Below are 20154 nucleotides of genomic sequence, written 5' to 3'. Positions count from 1 at the left end.
TCAACCGTATGCTAATGGAATCAGAAAATTAGTATTAAACCAGGAGTTTTAGCATGGCATTACCCCATCTTATTAAATATGTATATACCAATGGAACCGATGAAGTGATCAGACGTGGTAAAAAAATACACGCGATCGGTTACGTTGAAATGGTGGATTACGACGAATTGTTAGATGCAGTAGTTTTTCGCGTACGCGATGACAGCTATTCTACTAACTATAAAGTTCAGATTCAGAAGTTTAATGACCCGCGGGCACTCACCGTTCGCTGTTCATGTCCATACAACCTGGGGGATATCTGCCGCCATGAATCTGCTGCCCTTTTTCAGTTGCAGGAAATGTTGGATAAAAATCTGCTCAAGGCGGAAGATATTCAATATGATCAGAAACATACGGTGATCAAGATGAAAAGTATTGATCTGAAAACGATCAAGCTGCTGAGCTCCCCTGAAGCCTATCAGGAGGCAGAGGTTTACCTGCGTACAAAACGGGCTGATATTATTTATGCCAAAGATGAAACAGTAAAAGCACTGGTCAATTTTGAAAACGGCCTCAGTAGTGAAGTGGTGATCAGAAAAAATGAAGAACGCAACTTTGATACCTCTGCTACCAATTTCGATGAAATTCAACACCCGTTATGTTTACCTAAAGTAATTGTATTCTTACAGCTGCTGAATGCATACGGTCCGAACTACTTCGACAGTATCAGAAACTGGGATAAAGAAAAAGATAAATTACTCTCATTATACGGATACTCTTTGAATGATGATCTTACCGATAAATTCGAGTTCATCTACAAAGAAGGAAAACCCTTCCTGAGAGTACTTGATCCGTCTATTAAGCGGTTGAATCCTGTAGAAAGCTCTAAAAACTATGTAGCTCAACAGGTTCAGAAGGTAAATACACCGGCTGTTGTTGCCAAACCTAAAGAAGAGGAAGCACAGGCTCTGACAATCGCTCAAAGAATTGGTATTGTGTTACAGATCAAAGATTCTTTCCCCGGCTTTAATCTCGAAGCTGTGGCGGGTGAAGTAAATGATGAACAGGACGAGTTTGTTGGTAATGTTGAAAAATTAGATCTGTCAAAATATCTTCCATTAGACCCTTATCCGGAAAATGACAGGGCACTGGTGCCGTTATTGAGAAAAACACAAAGTGCTGAAATCACAAAATATCTCAATAAAAACTCTCCGTTCAGCGGAATATGGGAAAATATCATTCAACCGGAAGATGAAGAGTTAACCGATGATACCAAGCTGTTAATGGTAGAGTATCTGCATCCTAAAATCAAAAAGTTATTACTTGAAACGCCGATCAGTTTCGTATTGCCCGAACGAAAAGCGTTTAAAACACAATATTTAGATGAAGTTGGTATTGAAACCAATTTCATCGAACCGGTTTTTTATGTTCAACCCGCAGATGGGGGCGTAGAAGTATTGGTAAAGGTTAAGTTGAGCGGACAACTCGTAGGTATTGAAGAAAATGAAATGATCAGTCCCCTGGTGATGTTATACCAGCAAAACCTTTACTTATGGGCTTCTACAGAAATTGTTGATGAACTGATTCCAGTTTACCGTACCGGTAAATACTTTTTTACAAAAGAAGAATGGAGCCAACAGTTGAATAAAAAAATTTTACCCCTCTCTAAAAGATATCACCTTGAGTTTGATCACTCTTTAATTCAGGAGGTGAAAGAAGGCCAGCCTGAAAAAAGAGTGGTGTTGGAAGAAAAAGGCGACTACCTCGTATTCCAACCCTATTTTTCTTACAAAGGTTTTGAAACAAAACCGGGTGGAAAGGATATCTTATATGTTCCGGATAACGGTAAAATCCTGGTGGTTCACCGGGATAAAGAACTGGAAGATGCTTTTGTAAAAGAAATTGAAAACCTCCATTCTAACTTCGTAAAGCCTGAAGAGGGAACTCAGCTGGCTTTAAAAGGAGCGGACGTGTTGAAAAATAACTGGTTCTTTTTGTTTGTTGACGCTATGCGCGATCTCAAAGTTCCGGTGTATGGTTTTGAAGCGTTGAAAAATTTCAGATTTAATACGGCAAAACCACAAACGAAAATTCATATCAGCAGCAATACCGACTGGTTTGATGCAAAAGTAGATATCTATTTTGGCGAACAAAAGGTTACCATTGCTGATGTAAAAAAGGCGCTGGCAAATAAACAACAGTTTGTTCCATTGTCTGATGGCTCTCTAGGTGTACTTCCTGAAGAATGGCTTAAAAAATATTCACTTTTATTCAGAGTAGGTGAAGGGAAACACGATAAGATGAAACTTTCGAAATTCCATCTTAGCGTAATTGACGAGCTATATGAGAATAGAAACGAAGAAGAATTATTCATTCAACTCGAAGAAAAATACGAGCAGCTCCGGAATTTTAAGAATATCGAAGAAATTCCTGTTCCGGAACATTTAAAGCCTATTTTACGCCCTTACCAGGCACACGGTTTCCACTGGCTAAACTACCTGCGTGAAATCGGATGGGGTGGGATTTTAGCCGACGATATGGGTCTTGGTAAAACATTACAGGCACTTTCATATTTATATTACTACAGATATTCCGAAGGAAGTCTGAAAGCGCTCGTCGTTTGTCCTACTACCCTGATGTTTAACTGGGAGAATGAGATTAAAAAATTTACTCCGGGGCTGACTTACTATATTCATCACGGAAGTGAACGTACCCGCAACCGCGAGAAATTGGAAGAAGCAAACATTGTTATTACAACTTACGGAACTTTACGAAGTGATATAAAATTGTTGACAGAAATTGCGTTCGACTTTGCCGTACTCGATGAATCTCAGGCAATTAAGAATCCAACCAGTAAGGTAACGAAAGCGGCAGGGCTGGTAAATGCCCGGCACCGCATTTGTTTAAGTGGTACACCCTTACAGAATAACACCTTTGATATCTTTGCTCAAATGAACTTCCTCAATCCGGGAATGCTGGGAAGTATTGAATTTTTCAGACAGGAGTTTTCTATTCCGATTGATAAATTCGGCGAGCAGGATCGAAAGGATCATTTGCGCAAACTATTGTTTCCGTTCATTTTACGAAGAACAAAAGAACAGGTAGCAAAAGATCTTCCTGAAAAGATCGAAACTATTCTGTTCTGTGAAATGGGTGATGAACAGCGAAATATTTACGATGCCTATAGAAATGAGTTCAGAGACCGTATCATGGGAACAATTGAGTCAAAAGGTATCCAGCGCTCACAGTTAACAATCTTACAGGGCTTGATGAAGTTGAGACAGATTTGCGATTCACCGGCAATCTTGAATGAAGCAGAACGTTTTGAAAATCATTCTATTAAACTAGAAGAGTTGAGCCGCGAAATTGCTGAGAATATGGGAAATCACAAAACATTGGTATTTTCGCAGTTTTTGGGGATGTTAGGATTAATTCGGGAAAAGCTGAAAGAATTAAATGTTGATTTTGAATACTTTGACGGTAGCACCAGTGCTCCGGATCGAGAAAAAGCAATTAATCGTTTCCAAAACGATGAAAATTGCCGTGTATTCCTGATTTCACTCAAAGCAGGTGGTGTGGGTTTAAACCTCACTGCCGCCGATTACGTATATATAGTAGATCCGTGGTGGAACCCGGCAGTTGAACAACAGGCAATTGACCGTACACACCGTATCGGCCAAACCAAAAATATCTTTGCTTACCGCATGATTTGTAAGGATACAATTGAAGATAAAATTCTTACCCTGCAAGAACGGAAAAGATTACTGGCGAAAGACCTGATTACTGATGATGAAGGATTCGTGAAAACATTGTCGAAAGAAGATGTAGAGTATTTATTCAGCTAGTCAAGACAACTTGAAGCGGGTGCAGAAAAAAAGTTAAATTATTCACAGATTACCCACAAGTTTTTGGTAAAGAGGGCGTCTAACATAGTATAATAAGAATAATTTTATGCGATTCCCATTATCAAGGTTTGTTTTGGCGTTGATTGTAACCATTATAAGTGTGCCTGCGCTGGCCCAGAAAGGTTCGGTTTCCGGTACCCTAAAAGACACGATTTATGTTGATATACTTAGTAATGCCACCGTTACTATAAAAAAGGCGGCAGATTCTTCATTGGTAACTTATGCTTTGTCAAATGACAAAGGTGAATTTAATATTAAAGGCCTGGATATTGGTAGATATATAGTACAAATATCTTACCAATCTTACAGACCATATGTAAAGACTTTCTCCATTGCTGCTGATAATTTGAATGTAAATCTCGGCAGTATTCATTTAGATAAACTGGCTGACGAATTAGAAGCGGTTGTAGTGGAAGCTCCGCCGATTTCAGTAAAAAAAGATACGGTAGAATTTAAAGCGGATGCTTTTAAAACAGCCCCGAACTCAACAGCAGAAGACGTTCTGAAAAGAATGCCGGGTATGACTGTTGGCAGTGATGGTACTATTACTGCCCAGGGTGAAGAGGTAACTAAAATATATGTAAACGGTAAAGAGTATTTTGGTACCGATCCTAAAATGGCTACCAAAAATATCACAGCTGACATGATTGAGTCGTTCCAGATGTACGACGACATGAGCGATCAGGCTAAATTTACCCGTATTGACGACGGTAGCCGTACCAGAACCATTAATATCAAATTGAAAAAAGGAATGAACAAAGGTTACTTCGGTAGAGTAATCGGTGGTTACGGTTCAGACGATCGCTACGAAACCAGTCTTTTATTAAACATGTTTAAAGACGACAGAAGAATTTCAATTCTGGGCGGATCTAACAATATCAATAAACAAAACTTCTCCTTTAGCGATATCATGGGTTCATCAGGCGGTGGCGGTGGTAGCTTCGGTGGAGGTGGCGGCGGAAACCGTGGCGGCGGTGGAATGCGTATGGGCGGTATGAGCTTTGGCGGCGGTATGGGTCAAACCGGTGTAAATCGTAACAGTAACGTAGGGTTGAACTATAGTGATAAATGGGGATCAAAAATTGATGTAACAGGTTCTTATTTCTATAGTAATTCTAAAACCATTAACGAACAGGAAAGCTTCAGAACAACTGAATACAAAGCAGACTCTGTTTTCTTACAGGATTCAAAATCTGCCTCTAACTCTTTCAATGAAAACCATCGTTTCAATTTAAGATTAGAATATTACATTGACTCATTCAACTCTATTTTATATACGCCTACTTTAACGTTCCAGAATTCAGAAACGTTTAGCCAGGATACATCAGTGACTTTTTTCAGAGGAAATGGTCTTAACTACATGACCAATACTTCGAACAGAGTGAATACATCGAACAGAGAAGGTTATAACCTGAACAATAACTTACTTTACAGAAGAAAATTCAGAAAAGACGGTAGAACTTTCACCTTAAGATGGCAGAACAGTGTGAATGACGGCGACAACTATTCTTTAGTGATTGCTCCGATTTACAACCTCGATGAATTTGGAAATACAATTGGAATTGTAAGACAGGACGTGGAGCGCTTCCAGGCTACGAAAACCGTAAGCAATACCATTGCTACTACATTTACAGAAGCGATTGCTCCAAATAAAATGTTAGAATTTAACTATTCTTATACCGACAGAGATAATACATCTGACAGTAAAGCATATAATTTTAGCTCTACCGGAAAGTATGATTCTGTGAATCTACAGCAAACAAACTTCTTCGATAACTCAACTAATACACATAGCATCGGTACCAACTTCCGTATCGTTCAACCTAAATACAATATGCAGTTAGGTGCTGCAGTTGAAAGTACCAAAATGTCAAGCAGAAGTGTTCGTGCGTTAACAGGTGTTGACACTACGCTTACACACAGCTTCCTGAACTTTGCACCAAATGCCAGCTTTAACTATCAGTTTAGTCGTCAGAAAAATCTGAGAATGTTCTATCGTGGTAGAACGAGCCAGCCGAGCATCACTCAATTACAGGATGCACCCGACTACTCAAACGTATTACGTATTACCAATGGTAACCCTAATCTGAAGCAGGAGTTTAATAACAACGTGAATATTAACTATAACACGTTTAACTCAAACAGCTTTAGCTTCTTCAACGCAGGTGTAAGAGCTGATTATACGAACAACAAAATAGTAAACAGTATCATGGCTCCTCCGGCAGATATCTTAGAAACTGTACAGGCGGTAGCAGGGGCGGAATATGTAATTCCGGTGAACATGAACGGTATTTATTCGGTTTCTTCTAACCTCACATGGGGTATGCCATTAAAAGGTTCATTGCGTGGATCAAATGTAAGTTTAAGCAACTTTATGAACTATAACCACAACAAGAGCTTGTTACGTGGCGAAGAAAATGTTGCTAAAACATTAGGTATTACTCAGTCAGCAAATATCAGCATGGATATCAAATCAAAACTGAATATCTTATTAAATGCCAGCCTGACTTTCAATAGCATTAATTATACTGTAACTCCAAACAGTAACGAACGCTATTATACTCAAACGTATAGAACAGAAGCAACTTATCAGTTCCTGAAGAGAATGGTTGTGGCCTCTGATTTCAACTACTTAGTTAATACGGGCCGTGCAGAAGGATACAACCAAAGTATCCCTGTTTGGAATGGTAGTCTTGCCGTACAGGTATTCCCTAAAAAGAATGGTGAGGTGAAGTTCTCTGTAAGAGACATCCTGAACCAAAACCAGTCAATTACACGTACGCAGGCAGACAACTACTTTATTGATACCCGCTCTGTAGTGTTAAAACGTTACTTCATGTTGACGTTTACTTATAACCTTAACAGAGCCGGAGATAGAGCTCAGCAAAACAGCGAAAGCCGTTTCGGTCCGGGAAATATGAGAGGTGGAATGCCTGGCGGTTTCCCTACGGGCGGAATGGGCAGACCAGGTGGTAATGTACCTGCAGGTTCTCCCGGAGCTTCTATCAACTTCCCGTATTAGTGTTTTTTCTTGGTTTTGATAGAACACAATAAAAAGACCCTCCCCATAGTGATTGGGGAGGGTTCTTTTTTTTATTTCGTTAATGGCAGCAGCCTATGATTTACGCTTTCTGTAATAGCTGGGCTGTAAAGTAGATTTTCCGTAAAAAATAACGGAAAAAACGTTTAAGAGTAAAGATTGTACAAGATTAGCAGATTTGTACTGACTGTTTACCAATTCATGCTGACGTGTGGATTTGCTGTTTTTCATCATTTTTAGGATTTAGGTTAAAGGATAAAACGTTTTGTGAGTTAATTTATTGTATACGTAGATTTACTATTGCAATTTGCAACGAGCAATTTTACTTTAGTACTGTAAATCCGTGCCTATGCGTTTACCTCTACTTATTTTATTAATAGTATTTGGTTTACAAAGTATTCAGGCTCAATCTGTTTTTACCAATCCTTATACAGATTTGGTAGAACGGGTACTGAATGAACATCAAAGCATTACGGCTCCTATGCTCGATAATGCCTCCAGAAACCGAATTTCTTCCGTTGAAAGCCGAAGTGTTATCACTGCCGACGCTCCCGGTAGTGTTTTCAAAGTTGAAATCAATCACCCTACGAATGAGTGGGAATGGACATGGTCGCAACCCATCGGTCAGATAGAAGAGCTCGCCAAAGACAAATACAAACTGATGGTGAAGCAACTATCAAACTCAATCATCAATTTTCAACAAAAAAATAAATCAGCCGTATTACATATAAAGTCAACCAGCGTAGATAATTCTACAAAGGCTTATTTTGAGCTATTGCCCACTATTGAATCAGTAAGAGTTATTTTAGAGCTGAAATATGAAGGTGAATGGCTTTTAGAAATGAAAGTTGTTCAGTTGAAAACTAAAAACGAATATGCTATGAATTAGGATGTGAGTAGTTAATATAATTGAGTGCCTTTCTAATGTTCTCTTTTTGTTTTTCTGTGTACAACTCAGGGTTCCTTGCTTCTAACTGAAAAATTGTTTTTGCAACAAATCTGTTTACAATATGTCCGTTGACATTATGTTTTTTTAAACCTTTTAGCGCCGCATTGATATATCGTTTGATCGAGTCGTCATTTGGCGCATTGATGATTTTTTCTATAAGCTTATAGCGAAAATCTTCTAATGTTATGGCCATGATTTTTTAATGATTTTTGAAAGGGCTATTTATATAAATCTACTAAAATCTTCATACAATTCGAAATTATTTAAGAAATCTAAGTTTTATTTAACAGTTTACATATAGACGGCAGATGTAATTCTTCTTATACCGGTAAAAAATTGTGCAATCGTACTCTCATAGCAGTTTTATATTGAAAATAGTTACCGGAGGATTGAAATATTGGCCTGTTTCAGGAGATTCATATATTTTTCTAAGTACATCATATCCTTCGATTACTTTCCCAAAAGCAGCATAACCCAGTCCGTCTTCATTGTTTTTACCGCCATAGTCATAACCATATTGATCATCCATACAAATGAAAAACTCGGTGGTAGCTGTGCCTGCTTCGTTTCTTGCCAGCGAAACAGTCCATCGGGTATGTGATAAACCACTTTCTTTGGTGGATTCATGGGGAATACCTGTCAGCGTATCTTTCAGGTGTGCGCTCGTTCTCCACAGCCCCCCCTGAATAATATTTGCTTTATAAGTATCTGAAGGTTGATTAAAATTGTGCATCACACGGTAAAAAGATGATTTTTTAAACAGCCCTCTTTCTACAAATTGTACAAAACGATGCACCGTGTGCGGGGCTTTGTCGGGATAAAGCTCGATTTTGACCATTCCATGAGATGTTTCTATGCCAATAATCGGTTTTTCATCGGTGCTTTCTTTGCAACCAATCAACAACATCATCATTGAAATAAACAAAACAACTCTCATAATTAATCAGATTCGTGTAAAACTAAGATATATAATTCTATCAAGTGATTCAATTCAAAATTATCTTCGCATTCACAAATTGATATCAGAATGACAGGAATTGATGGTGTTGCACTCGAAAAAGTTATTGTACACAAAGTAGGGAATCCTTCCAGAGCAGAAGAGTTAGTTCTTTCGGAAGATCCGCTCACTTTGAATGATGAAATTGTCAGCGGCCTTTTAACTAAATACTTTTTAGGTTCATTTAATGAGCATGAGCTTTATCATTTCACCCATTTGAGTGATTTGTCGATGAATGAAGTATATCAATACTGTTTTCAGATTTTTGAAGACAGAGATACGTTTGTTGATAACTCACGTTTACTCGCCAGGTTTCTTTATGAGAAATCAACTCACAGTAAAGTAAAAGAAGGCGAATTGTATATTGTTATGTTTGATAAAGTTCCTTTTGAAGGTGATTATACAAGAGCTATAGGAATATTCAAATCAGAATCTAAAGAAACCTTCCTCAAGGTATTCCCTCACGGCCGAAACTATGAGGTGATTCATGAAGAAGGAATTAATATCAATAAGTTAGACAAAGGATGTTTAATATTACATGCTAACCTCGCCGAAGGAGGAAAGGTTTGTATTGTTGATCACACCAACAAAAACGGCGATACCAGGTATTGGGTGGAAGAATTTTTGCAGGTAACTCCGTATGCGGATAGCTATCACCAAACCGATAAATATCTGAACCTTTGTAAGTCTTTTATCACCAACGAGTATCCTGAAAAATTTGAAGTATCGAAGAGCGATCAGATTGAAATGTTGAATAAGTCAATCGAATATTTCAAAACAAAAGAACAGTTCAGCCTGGAAGAATTTACCGAAGAAGTAATGCACCATCAGGATATTGTGGATACTTTTATGGACTATAAGCGTAATTTTGAGTCTGCTAAAAGCTTTGAAATTGAAGATGAATTTGCTATTCACGTAAATGCGGTGAAGAAACAACAAAAAGTCTTTAAAACTGTTTTAAAACTAGACAAGAACTTTCATATCTACATACACGGCCGGCGCGATCTGATTGAAAGAGGAATTGATGACGAAACCGGAAGAAAGTTTTATAAAATTTTTTACGAAGAAGAAACTTAACATTATGGAATTCGGGCTTTACACTTTTGTTGAAAACATGTACGATGAAGTGGCTGGAAACAAGCTTTCGCCACAACAGCGGATGCAAGACCTGCTGGAAGAAGCTGAATTGGCAGAACAGGTGGGTCTGGATGTATTTGCTATCGGTGAACACCACCGCGAAGAATATCTTGCCTCTGCACCCGGTATTATTCTGGCCGCAATAGCAGCAAGAACAAACAAAATCAAATTGAGCAGTGCTGTTACCGTATTAAGTTCCGATGATCCGGTCAGAGTATATCAACAGTATGCAACGATTGATTTATTGAGTAAAGGACGTGCTGAAATAATGGTTGGCCGGGGAAGTTTTATTGAAAGTTATCCCTTATTTGGCTACGACCTGGTGAATTACGATAAGCTATTTGCTGAAAAACTCGATTTGCTCATGTTGGCAAATGAAAACGAAACCGTAGAATGGAAAGGTACCACCAGAGCACCGATCAATAATCTTGGAGTGTATCCACGGGCAGAAAAGCCATTACCGATATGGATTGCAGTAGGAGGAACCCCACAGTCTATCATGCGGGCCGCCTATCTTAAACTTCCTCTTGCATTAGCTATTATCGGTGGTGAGCCACATCGTTTTGCCCCCTTTATGAAAATGTATAAAGAAGAAGTGGTGAAAGCCGGCTTACCAAAAGATCAGATACAGACAAGTGTTAACACACACGTATTTATTGGCGAATCTGCTGAACACGCGGCAGAAGTTTTCTGGCCTTCTTATAAAAAACAAATGACTCAACTCGGACATGAAAGAGGATGGTTGCCAATGGAGAAAGAGCAGTATGATTACCTCAGGTCACCGAAAGGGGCATTAATGGTAGGAGACCCACAAATGGTAATCGATAAAATTTTGTATGAGTACGAGCTGTTCGGATTCACCCGCTTTATGGCACAAATGAGTGTCGGATCCTTCCCTCATAAAGAAATGCTGAAGTCGATCGAACTTTTCGGAACGAAAGTAGTTCCCGCAGTGAAAAAAGCTTTGGGTAAATAGTTCGTCTTTTATGCGATGAAAGAGCAGAAAAAATCGCTCTCAAAAATACAAAAAGTGAGAATTCTTGATTTCGGTCATGAGTTCTCTCTTTGTTTATATAAGTTAATGTATGGTATGTGGATTGTTGTTTTGAGATCAAAACAACCGCTATGCGTCTTAACACTCTCCTATTGCTTTGTTTGATTTTTTGGGGCTGTAAAGAAACTTCACAGCTGGAAGATTTTCCGCTGAACATCACAGCTCCGTTGATAGACGGCGATCCCTTAATTATCAGCTGGAACCTGGCCGGAGCAGATTCGTTGAAACTTGATAATGACCTGTTTTTAAAAAGTGATACTGCTTATTTTTATGTAGTAGGCAAAGATGCTGTTCGCTTAAGAGTTTTTAAAAAAGGGGAAGTGGTTTACGAAAAGTATATACGCTATAAAGTGGAAGACGGGGAAAGACTGGGCGATGTAGAGGTGTTAAAAAAACAATCACCGGTGCTAATTCCTCTCGACTACTTAGGGGTATATTTTTCACTTAGAGAAACTGTGGCGTTGATAGGCTCAAAAGAAAAAGCGAATACAATACTGGTAAATCTGTTGAAGAATTTATATGATAAAACAAAACGTATTCCGGTAACTATTACAAAATCAAATGAAGTAGATGAACCTTCCGTGGCTTTGGAAATGCTCAACCTTTTTGCGCATAATTTTCAGGCAGCAGGTTATCAGGTTGAATATTCCATCGAATTGCCCGAGAATAAACAGGAGCATTTTCTCGAGGCATTAAAAAAACACCTGAATGATCAGTTTATCAGAGCGATTATTATAGACTGGGATAAAGCCAGTGAAGTAACAAGAGAATGGGTAAAGAATATGAACCGGTCTATTATAACTACTGCAGGTACGACCGGCATGGCGGTAACCAGTGCACCTCGTTTGCACGAAATAAATCTTGAGAAATGGGTGAATTGCGAAACAAAAGATTCTGCTGTTTTTTTGAATGCTGAACTTTTCTCCAAAACGATCGAAGAGGTTAAGCCTTCCGATCAATATCACAATATTGTTAATCTTACATTACCGTCCTGCTCAAAAACATCCAATACTTTTGAATCGTCTTTATGGCTATTAGACTATTTATTAAGTAGTTTACAAAACGGCGTTGTGCAGGTTAATATTAATATAGGAAGTAAAACGATGACAAACCAAACGAATGCCGGCGGCCCTTTTCTGTTTGAAACACCCCTTGATAACCTCACTCATCATTCAACTACAAAAGGGAAAGATTTTTTTCCGGATGAATATTTACTGAAATCTGTGCAATCACCCTATTATGCCATGTGGATGTTTTCTGATTTGCTGGAAGAAGGAAATCAACTGCAATCTGTGTCGGTGGATTCTACAAAAAGCAATATTAAAGCATATGGTGTATTAACTGCAGCCAATAAGATGAAGTTTGTTTTAATCAATAAGGAGCTATCAAAATCAGGAAGAGTATTTATAAAAGATACTTCTATCCACAGAGCCTGGTCAACCCGTTTAACAGCACCGCAACATTCGAGTGTAAATGGATTAACTTATGGTGGTAGAAGTTTTGACACCAGTACAGACGGTGAATACAGCGGTACTTATTACACCGATAAAGTGGCAGGCAGGAAAACCGGTAACCGGATAGGAATGCCGGCAGTCAGTGCGGCAATCGTACAGTCGAAGCACTAAAATACTTCGTATATTTAGAGTATGACGAGATACGCATTTTTGTTACTCGGTGTTTTAACCTCCGGTAATTTAATATCACAAAGCAGGATTACCGATAGTTTAACTTATCAGACAGATAGCAGTTATCAGTTAACGGTTGCTTTTGAGAAGGCAAAAAAAGCAGATAAGAATGCTGCATATCCGGTAGTGACTTCAACCAACTTAAAAGAAATGAAGTTGTACAAAACCGGTAATAACAAACAATTAGATAAAATCGTGTATCTACCGAAACCGAAAAACCGCAATAAATCGGTAGTCATGTTTATTTTTGGAGGAGGTTGGCGTTCGGGGTCTGCAGAGATGAATCATCATCTGGCATTGGCCCTGGTTGAAAAAGGGTACACTGTAGTGTTACCAAACTATCCTTTGTCAACGCATATGCAATATCCCGCAGCATTGTATAAACTAAAGCACGATATTGCTTTTATCAGATATAACGCAAAGAAATGGAAGGTTCATCCGGATAAAATTGCAGTGGGAGGCTTTTCTGCCGGCGGAATGCTGGCAAGCTTATTGGCAACGTCCGGTGCCGGAATGTATGCAGATGAAAGGATTCATAGCAACGAGAGGTCGATTGTAAATGCCCTCATCAATATTGATGGTACTTTATCGTTTGTACATCCTGAAAGTGGAGAAGGAGATGATTCGGAAAAACTATCTGCAGCCACCATGTGGCTCGGCTATAAGAAAGCAGATAATTATAAGTTATGGGAAGAAGCTTCGCCCTTAACTCATGCAAATGAAAAAACTCCTCCTACCTTATTTATTAACAGTAATATTGACCGGATGCATGCCGGACGCGAAGACTATAAAAAAATACTGGATCGTTATCATATCTATCACGAGCAAAAAACATTTGACACGCCATTACATCACTTTCCTTTTTTTGAACCCTGGTTTACTCCGATGGTCAATGCAATTGATCATTTTTTACGAAAAGTATTCAGGCTAAAGTGATTCGTCAATTAAGTTATTTACCTGAGCGAAATGTACTAATGCGTTAGAACTGTTGACGTGTAGTTTCGTATAGAGGGTTTTCTCCAGATCCTGCACTTTATTCAGATCGCAGTTCATTTTTTCTGCTATTTGTACCTGACTGAGATTGCAACAAAAGAATTTCAGGAACCTCGATTCTTCTTCATTAAACATAGAAGGCGACACCTGGGAAAAAGGGTATAATGCCTGAAGGGTATTTTGTGCCCATTCAGGATAATGGGTTTTGTTTTGAACAACAGTTCTGAGTGCGTTGATGAGTTCTTTGGGTGGGGTTGTTTTGGTCAGATAGCCCAGGGCTCCGGCTTCGAACATACTGACGAAAGATTTGATATCGTTCTGAACCGTATTGGCGATAATTTTAATCTGCGGATAAGTACTTTTTAGCCAGATGGCGGTTTCTTTTCCGTCCATGATTGGCATCGACATATCAAGAAGAACAATGTCGGGTATTTCTGCCCCGTCTTTTAATTTATCCATGAGCATTTGACCGTTTTCTACTTCATAGAGAACCCTGAAGTCGGGAAACTGCTCAATAATAGCTCTGATCGCTGTAGCGATTAACGGATGATCATCTGCGATTACAATTGAATGCTTCATCATAGCTTGGACTTTTCAATCTTAATAATTAAACTGGTTCCTTTATTAAGCTGACTATCGAAGATATAAGTGGCGCCGAGCATTTGAGTTCTTCGTCTCATATTGTTCAGGCCGCTTCCTTTATTCTTATTATCATTCGTATCAAAGCCTATTCCATCGTCTTCGATTTTAAGCTGAAAATGATCGCTGTGTTCGGTTAGTACTATTTTTATGACATTGCATTTAGAATGCTTCAGGCTGTTTTGAATAAATTCCTGAATAATTCTAAGCAGAAAAATTTTAGTGGTTGGTTTCAGGGGGATGTGGATATTCACTTCCAGAATAGCTTTGCATCTTCCGGTAGAAATAATCCTTTCAGCTTCGGTTTGCAGTAACGAAACGATATCCGCTTCCTGTAATCTTTGATCGGTTAAGTTTTTTGATAATTCTCTGAGTTCTTCAATTGCATCGTCGAGTACTTTCAGAATATTATCTAATTCGGGTTGTAAGGGAACACTAATCGGATTCATTCCGACTTTGTGGGTATAAATGGTAGCAAGTGTAATCTTTTGGGCAACTGAGTCGTGAATTTCTTCTCCGATAAACCGCATGGTGTCTTCCTGTGTTTTTACTCTGCTGTGAAGGAGTTGAACATCGAATTGGTCATGCATCCGTTTCTTTTCTACATCATGTTTAATTTTTCTTTCGCGGAACTGAAAAATGAAAACGACGGTTCCTATAATAAAGATTAAAAGAACGGCGCTTACTAAAATGATAAAAATCGTTATTTCGACTTGCTCCATATAAAGCTAATTGAAAAGCAAGCATACATACAAATGTTTAAGGCCATTTGCAGATGCCAGTACAGTTTGAACAATGCTGGATAGTTGTTTCTTAGGGTATTATATAATCCAAAATAAGGCATAGTTCCCAAATAAAAAATTAATAACCCCAAACACACCCAGAACATTTGCTTTTCTCTAAAATAAAGGAGCTCGTTTGATTTCGTAAGGTGATAAAAATATCTAATAATCAGCACCAGTAAGACGATGTTTCCGCAGGTATAGGAGATGGAGTTGAACCAATAGACTCCTCCTTTCATGAAAAACTCATCAAAAATGAAGCTGATCACATAAATAAGTAATGCGGTGAAAGACCAGGTTTTATAATCTTTTTGTTGATCGTGTTTGAAAAAGATCCAAAAGAAGAATAAAAACTGAATGGGAATCCCGACATATTTGTACAGGTTTAACACAAACTGGATATTGGAAAGATCTCTTTGCGCCCATTTCGCCGTCATCTCAATAAGGAAAATGAAGCCTAAATAAAATGGAAAAAACTTCCAATGAGAATTTTTAATTTTTCTAAAGTAAAGGAAGCCTGTAAAACAGGCTAAAAATTCCATTGTATTCAGGCTCCACTTAATAACATTAATACTGTTCATTAATACTACTTGTTTGATGGAGGAAAGTCATCTCCGGGGTAAGGAGGAGGTATTAAATCTCCATGGTTATAAATCCAATCATCATCATCAGGATTGTTTTCACCACCGCGTTTTCTTTCCGATTTTTTGGTATAATATGGAGGATTATCGCAATCGGTCCACTTTACCGGGTTAAAATCTCTAAACTTCTCGCCATCAAAAATAGTAGGCACAAAGAAGAAGGTTAATTTGTTTGCGTACTCAACAGGAACATCTTTTAATGTTGGAGTACGTTTCATGGTTTCTGCATCCGGATACTTAGAGAAATAAATTCTCACACCCAGCGGCTTGTCACAGCCAATTTTTTTTGCAGCTCTTTCAATGCCGGCGATGAATGCATTCAGGCCTTTTAAATTGAAAGAAACAGACTTTGTGTCGTCTACTACTTTTCTTTCGCCATCCGGAGTTGTGATCAGCATTTTTGACTTTACTGTGTCGCCCGAATAATTATGCGAAATCATTTCTGCCGCTTGAAAAGAGATAACTCCTTTTAGGTGTTCATTAATCGGCTCTTCTGGTTTGGGCTGGTGCAAATCATGTTTAAAAAATACGAGATAAGCGATAATGCCCAATAAAACTAGGTTACTGATGATGAGTAGCTTTTTCATTACAAGCTATTTAAAGTGATTGATTGTCAAAAGTAATAGTATGCAATAAGTATTGATGACCTATTTAAGTAGTATTTTCTTTTGACGGGTTAAAATTGGTTGATAATCAAATGTTTGTGCTCTGATTCGAAACTTTTTATTATGATTTATAATAATCTGTAAACGAATCGATTTAATAACGCAAAAAATCTGATTTTATTTATTACCCCTAGTTTATATTATTCCAAATACCTTTTTGTTCATTCTGTGCACTGTCTTGAGCCAGCAAGAACAGCTTTTGATGCCGGCTGTTGGGTGGATAGTTTTTAGCCCAGGCATGTCCGTTTCTGACCAGTTCAAAATTTACAAACTGGTTTTGGCTGTTAAAGCAATAAACGAGGTACCGCTTGTAACGATCTAAACTGTCTTTATCAAAGCTGATATACACGACCGAATCCGGAAGTAATTGTATCAGCGCCCGTGTAGCACTGTCGCCGTAAATATGTTTCTTCTGTTGAAAGCTGTTTGATTTTTCCGGGGCATCAATTCCGATCAGACGGTATTTTTTATTTTGGTTGTGTTGATTGATGGCCCAAAAGGTATCCCCGTCAACGATTTTAGTAATTTTTAGCTGCTGACGCCCTGCTGATAAGTCGATAATAGTGTCGGGCCGGTTAACATAGCAGGCTGCCAGCACACCGGTGGTTAAAAGAATAATGGACGATAATATTCGAATCATTCTTAAAAATAAAAAACACTTACTAATAATAGTAAGTGTTTTTTTCCGATTGCCTGTGTAATCAAAATTATTTAAAATAGTAGTGTAAACCGATACCTCCCACTAAACCAAACAGACCACCTGTACGGCTAACACCGAACTGACCTAAACCGATTTCCGCTGAAATACCGAAATGTTTTTCCAGTACTACTTCAGCACCACCACCAAAACTGAATGAAACGAAACTGTCGCTTTCTCTGTAGCCTCCCCAGTAGTCATACTTGTAGGTAACTAAACCAATCGCACCGAATGCATATGGGTCTAAAGAAATACCGCCACCCAAATCAGCTGCATCGAGCCAACGGTGAAGGTATCTGCCTGCAAAATAGTTTCTGTTCCATGTACCAATGCCAAAAGGAGATACAATTGCCTGAACAACTGATTGGTCAGTGATCGCGTATTTAGCACTTAATCCAAAAGTCGGGAAAGAGCTTTGAAGCCCCACACCAAAATTTCTGTTTACGTCTTGTGCTTTTACAGCAAAAGTAGCACAGATAATAACTGTTAATAATGCAATTTTTCTCATGATTCGAATGTCCTACTCATTTGGCTTTTCGGTTACGCCCCGTTTAAATGGTTGCTGGTCTCCATAAAAATGTTTATATTTAATTACCCCGATCCCTTATCAATATCAAATTAAAAAAGTGGTAAGAGATGAGTACAATCGTCAATATTAGTTTAAGCAGCGACTCAACGCTGAAGCATTATGGCCGCCAGTTCAATGATGCTGTAAACCTGCTGAATGTAATTATCAGAAAATCATCCTTCCGTGAACTAGTCAATTCGTTTAAATATGACTGGAAACATGTTGATTTCCAAGTCGAAGACGCGTCTGTATACGAGCATCTTTTTGTTCGGAAAAAAATGCATGAAATGCAGGTGCATGTTCGAAATTCTTTAGGAAAATTTGGAAGAAAATCTACTGAAATATTGGGTACAACTGTGGTTGGCAGCCCGGTTACAGTGGTAAATGAACATTGGATTTCTAAACTTCCTTTAAACTGTTTTCACACTGTAATGGCTTTGTCGGCGCATCTTGCTCATGAATATTGTCATCAGTTGGGTTTCTATGATGGTAAACATACTAAACAGATTAATGTGGTTCCTTATTACATCGGCGATCTGGTTTATGATTTTGCCAATGATTTATTTGCTACGCAAAAGTAGATAAATAATATATATAAGTTATATCTATACTATGAGGGTGATTAGGTAATTTTTTCATTTCTCAAAAAAGCTTTGTAATTGTTTGATAGCTTTCTATTAATATATTTATAGAAAGCTAATTTATTTTTTCAGAAAATCAATTTTTGCCGACGAACAGCAAAATCATTTCATCTTATCATAAAGTATGCCTCTTCAATATAATTCATGAATATTCTTCACATTTATTTTATCATGAACATTTGATATTTATTTAATACCCTTCAGTTTGCCGGTATGCCTGAGCTTATTAATATTCATTCTCCCCATCTCTTCACTTGCTTCAGCATATGCTGTACAAAGCAGATTAATTGATTAGAAAGCCTGTTACTATTACTTGCAAGTTCGTTCTATTTCAATGAATTGCATGTTGAAAGACTCCGGAAACTATTGAATAATAAAAAAAATTATTGTTTTTCGATAGGTATTTCGTGAAAAAAGTATGTATAGTAAATACTGATTTATGAAAAATGCGCAAGTTATATTTAAGGTACTTACTGTAATGACCTGGTTAGTCATAGTCGGAAACAATAAAAGCCGGCACATTACTGACCTCTTATTATATAAGTCATCATAATTCTAAAGCAGCGAGTGATTTGTACAGAGCGCTTGATTTTTCTGTTATTTACAAATACAGGTTCATTTTTTGTTCAGTGACGGTTTTTATACTCGTTGCATTGGAAGTTATGAAAGCACAGATAGCCTATAAGGTGATTAAGCTCATGCAAAATATTAAAATGGAATCTCCTTTTAATATAAATATTGCCAGAAGCCTGGAATCAATTTGTTGCAGTATGTTTGGTTTATGGGTTGTTACAATAATTTATAACATCCAGATAAAAGGTTATCGAAAAAAGTGGGTGGTTTGCCTGGTGCTTCTTTGGGTGATGAGTTTATTTTAATCATATTGATATTATATGTGTTTGCGCAAATTATGAGAAGAGGCGTACAGATGCAAAAAGAAAATGAACTGACAGTTTAATGACGTACACACAATTTAATTTTTGAAGGTATATATTACTTCTTCAGATTAAAAAGATATTAATAACAAAAAAATAATCCACTAAACCTCTCCTATCTGCATAAAAAGCAACTAAAGAGAAATTTGTTGCTTAATAAAAAACGCTTTAGATAATTGAATTACCAAATGCATTTCATCTGATCAGATGAAATGCATTTTTGTTTTATAAATATTAGTAAATGCACGAATGCATACAATGTTTTTCGTAAATGCATTTATTGAAAATGTAGTTTTCGGTAATAGCGTTTTTGGCGGAGTAAATCACTTTTCTATGTTATTGCTGTGGTGAGTGGGTATAATGTATTTTAACGGTCGCTACAAAGCGCATATTGCATTGTGTGATGATTTGTAGTGTGTACATGTATGGTATAAAAAACGTTCATATTTTAAAACATTTATTCTTTTGTGCTATTTGAAGGAGTGAACTGATCCTTTAACTTTAAAAAGTTATGTACAATTTCATCATTTAAAATCAATCAGATTATGAAAAAAGTGAAGAAGCTTTCTCTTAACAAAGAGAAGATTTCAAAACTGAACAATGAAGACATGTCTGCTCTGAACGGTGGTTTAGCTGCTGCTACTAAAGGCGGTGGTGAAAACCATGTGTTCTGTACTTTAGGAACAGGTGCTTCTATTGTTTCGATCATTTACAGTGTTATATCAATCATTAAAGAAACAATGGAGCCCGATCCTCCTCCACCACCGCCACCAATTGATTGTTGCGGTACAGTGGTGAACAGATAATCTTTATATATAAGATTAAACTTAGCCGTGCAGAGAAGAGA

At 37.7% G+C, this 20154-nt stretch carries 16 protein-coding genes; 9 read left to right on the top strand and 7 right to left on the bottom strand.

Annotation, left to right across the window (positions count from 1 at the left end; translation table 11 throughout):
- The first annotated feature begins 53 nt into the window (after positions 1 to 53).
- The 3 genes from D9O48_RS06940 to D9O48_RS06930 all read left to right on the top strand — a co-directional run bounded on the left by D9O48_RS06940 (position 54) and on the right by D9O48_RS06930 (position 7813).
- Positions 54 to 3824: a DEAD/DEAH box helicase gene (locus D9O48_RS06940; protein WP_126972035.1), complete on the top strand. Its 3771-nt coding sequence runs from the start codon at positions 54 to 56 to the stop codon at positions 3822 to 3824.
- A gap of 106 nt (positions 3825 to 3930) precedes the next feature.
- Positions 3931 to 6906: an outer membrane beta-barrel protein gene (locus D9O48_RS06935; RefSeq protein ID WP_126972033.1), complete on the top strand. Its 2976-nt coding sequence runs from the start codon at positions 3931 to 3933 to the stop codon at positions 6904 to 6906.
- A 367-nt stretch (positions 6907 to 7273) separates the two neighbouring features.
- Entirely contained in the window at positions 7274 to 7813 is a 540-nt protein-coding gene (locus tag D9O48_RS06930; RefSeq protein WP_126972031.1) for a hypothetical protein, read from the top strand.
- On the opposite strand, the gene D9O48_RS06925 is transcribed toward D9O48_RS06930, so the two are convergent.
- Positions 7803 to 8066 (bottom strand): hypothetical protein, encoded by a 264-nt coding sequence (locus D9O48_RS06925; protein WP_126972029.1) that lies wholly within the window; start codon positions 8064 to 8066, stop codon positions 7803 to 7805. The two genes, D9O48_RS06930 and D9O48_RS06925, sit on opposite strands and share 11 nt — an antisense overlap.
- Positions 8067 to 8225: 159 nt before the next feature.
- The gene (locus D9O48_RS06920) at positions 8226 to 8810 is read right to left on the bottom strand and encodes a peptidylprolyl isomerase (protein WP_126972027.1); all 585 of its coding nucleotides are present in this window, start codon (positions 8808 to 8810) and stop codon (positions 8226 to 8228) included.
- Between the two features lie 90 nt (positions 8811 to 8900).
- Here D9O48_RS06920 and D9O48_RS06915 point away from each other — a divergent pair, with 90 nt between their 5' ends.
- The 4 genes from D9O48_RS06915 to D9O48_RS06900 all read left to right on the top strand — a co-directional run bounded on the left by D9O48_RS06915 (position 8901) and on the right by D9O48_RS06900 (position 13682).
- Positions 8901 to 9947, top strand: coding sequence for a nucleoid-associated protein (locus D9O48_RS06915; RefSeq protein ID WP_126972025.1), 1047 nt, complete (start codon positions 8901 to 8903; stop codon positions 9945 to 9947).
- Positions 9948 to 9951: 4 nt separating this feature from the next.
- Positions 9952 to 10983, top strand: a complete 1032-nt coding sequence (locus D9O48_RS06910; RefSeq protein ID WP_126972024.1) for an LLM class flavin-dependent oxidoreductase — start codon at positions 9952 to 9954, stop codon at positions 10981 to 10983.
- A gap of 149 nt (positions 10984 to 11132) precedes the next feature.
- The gene (locus tag D9O48_RS06905) at positions 11133 to 12686 is read left to right on the top strand and encodes a glycosyl hydrolase family 79 C-terminal domain-containing protein (RefSeq protein WP_126972022.1); all 1554 of its coding nucleotides are present in this window, start codon (positions 11133 to 11135) and stop codon (positions 12684 to 12686) included.
- A gap of 21 nt (positions 12687 to 12707) precedes the next feature.
- Entirely contained in the window at positions 12708 to 13682 is a 975-nt protein-coding gene (locus D9O48_RS06900) for an alpha/beta hydrolase (RefSeq protein ID WP_126972020.1), read from the top strand.
- Here the strand turns inward: D9O48_RS06900 and D9O48_RS06895 are convergent.
- The 5 genes from D9O48_RS06895 to D9O48_RS06875 form a co-directional block, all read right to left on the bottom strand.
- Complete coding sequence (locus D9O48_RS06895; RefSeq protein WP_126972018.1) at positions 13674 to 14321, bottom strand: response regulator; 648 nt, start codon at positions 14319 to 14321, stop codon at positions 13674 to 13676. The genes D9O48_RS06900 and D9O48_RS06895 overlap by 9 nt on opposite strands.
- Positions 14318 to 15100: a sensor histidine kinase gene (locus D9O48_RS06890; RefSeq protein WP_126972016.1), complete on the bottom strand. Its 783-nt coding sequence runs from the start codon at positions 15098 to 15100 to the stop codon at positions 14318 to 14320. The genes D9O48_RS06895 and D9O48_RS06890 overlap by 4 nt, the downstream gene beginning before the upstream one ends.
- A 646-nt stretch (positions 15101 to 15746) precedes the next feature.
- Positions 15747 to 16388, bottom strand: a complete 642-nt coding sequence (locus D9O48_RS06885) for a hypothetical protein (protein ID WP_126972014.1) — start codon at positions 16386 to 16388, stop codon at positions 15747 to 15749.
- Positions 16389 to 16596: 208 nt separating this feature from the next.
- Positions 16597 to 17106 carry a thermonuclease family protein gene (locus tag D9O48_RS06880; RefSeq protein WP_126972012.1) on the bottom strand — a complete coding sequence of 170 codons (510 nt, stop codon included), beginning with the start codon at positions 17104 to 17106 and terminating at the stop codon, positions 16597 to 16599.
- Between the two features lie 67 nt (positions 17107 to 17173).
- Positions 17174 to 17671, bottom strand: coding sequence for a hypothetical protein (locus D9O48_RS06875; protein ID WP_126972010.1), 498 nt, complete (start codon positions 17669 to 17671; stop codon positions 17174 to 17176).
- Positions 17672 to 17799: 128 nt separating this feature from the next.
- On the opposite strand from D9O48_RS06875, the gene D9O48_RS06870 reads away from it, so the two are divergent.
- Together D9O48_RS06870 and D9O48_RS06865 are read left to right on the top strand one after the other, a co-directional pair.
- Positions 17800 to 18312: a hypothetical protein gene (locus tag D9O48_RS06870; RefSeq protein WP_126972008.1), complete on the top strand. Its 513-nt coding sequence runs from the start codon at positions 17800 to 17802 to the stop codon at positions 18310 to 18312.
- 1540 nt (positions 18313 to 19852) lie between these two features.
- Entirely contained in the window at positions 19853 to 20113 is a 261-nt protein-coding gene (locus tag D9O48_RS06865; RefSeq protein WP_126972006.1) for a class I lanthipeptide, read from the top strand.
- Positions 20114 to 20154: the final 41 nt, after the last annotated feature.

Origin of the sequence: Gynurincola endophyticus (assembly GCF_003991195.1) — a bacterium.
GTDB lineage: Bacteria > Bacteroidota > Bacteroidia > Chitinophagales > Chitinophagaceae > Gynurincola > Gynurincola endophyticus.
The sequence above is the reverse complement of the archived record's forward strand: the minus strand, read 5'-3'. Positions and strand labels throughout refer to the sequence as shown.

Bases quoted from the DNA above. Each gene is read 5' to 3' on its own strand.
- D9O48_RS06890 (WP_126972016.1), bottom strand. From the start codon at position 15,100: ATGGAGCAAGTCGAAATAACGATTTTTATCATTTTAGTAAGCGCCGTT.
- D9O48_RS06910 (WP_126972024.1), top strand. From the start codon at position 9,952: ATGGAATTCGGGCTTTACACTTTTGTTGAAAACATGTACGATGAAGTG.
- D9O48_RS06900 (WP_126972020.1), top strand. From the start codon at position 12,708: ATGACGAGATACGCATTTTTGTTACTCGGTGTTTTAACCTCCGGTAAT.
- D9O48_RS06885 (WP_126972014.1), bottom strand. From the start codon at position 16,388: ATGAAAAAGCTACTCATCATCAGTAACCTAGTTTTATTGGGCATTATC.
- D9O48_RS06905 (WP_126972022.1), top strand. From the start codon at position 11,133: ATGCGTCTTAACACTCTCCTATTGCTTTGTTTGATTTTTTGGGGCTGT.
- D9O48_RS06920 (WP_126972027.1), bottom strand. From the start codon at position 8,810: ATGAGAGTTGTTTTGTTTATTTCAATGATGATGTTGTTGATTGGTTGC.
- D9O48_RS06925 (WP_126972029.1), bottom strand. From the start codon at position 8,066: ATGGCCATAACATTAGAAGATTTTCGCTATAAGCTTATAGAAAAAATC.
- D9O48_RS06880 (WP_126972012.1), bottom strand. From the start codon at position 17,106: ATGATTCGAATATTATCGTCCATTATTCTTTTAACCACCGGTGTGCTG.
- D9O48_RS06935 (WP_126972033.1), top strand. From the start codon at position 3,931: ATGCGATTCCCATTATCAAGGTTTGTTTTGGCGTTGATTGTAACCATT.
- D9O48_RS06915 (WP_126972025.1), top strand. From the start codon at position 8,901: ATGACAGGAATTGATGGTGTTGCACTCGAAAAAGTTATTGTACACAAA.
- D9O48_RS06875 (WP_126972010.1), bottom strand. From the start codon at position 17,671: ATGAGAAAAATTGCATTATTAACAGTTATTATCTGTGCTACTTTTGCT.
- D9O48_RS06870 (WP_126972008.1), top strand. From the start codon at position 17,800: ATGAGTACAATCGTCAATATTAGTTTAAGCAGCGACTCAACGCTGAAG.
- D9O48_RS06865 (WP_126972006.1), top strand. From the start codon at position 19,853: ATGAAAAAAGTGAAGAAGCTTTCTCTTAACAAAGAGAAGATTTCAAAA.
- D9O48_RS06930 (WP_126972031.1), top strand. From the start codon at position 7,274: ATGCGTTTACCTCTACTTATTTTATTAATAGTATTTGGTTTACAAAGT.
- D9O48_RS06940 (WP_126972035.1), top strand. From the start codon at position 54: ATGGCATTACCCCATCTTATTAAATATGTATATACCAATGGAACCGAT.
- D9O48_RS06895 (WP_126972018.1), bottom strand. From the start codon at position 14,321: ATGATGAAGCATTCAATTGTAATCGCAGATGATCATCCGTTAATCGCT.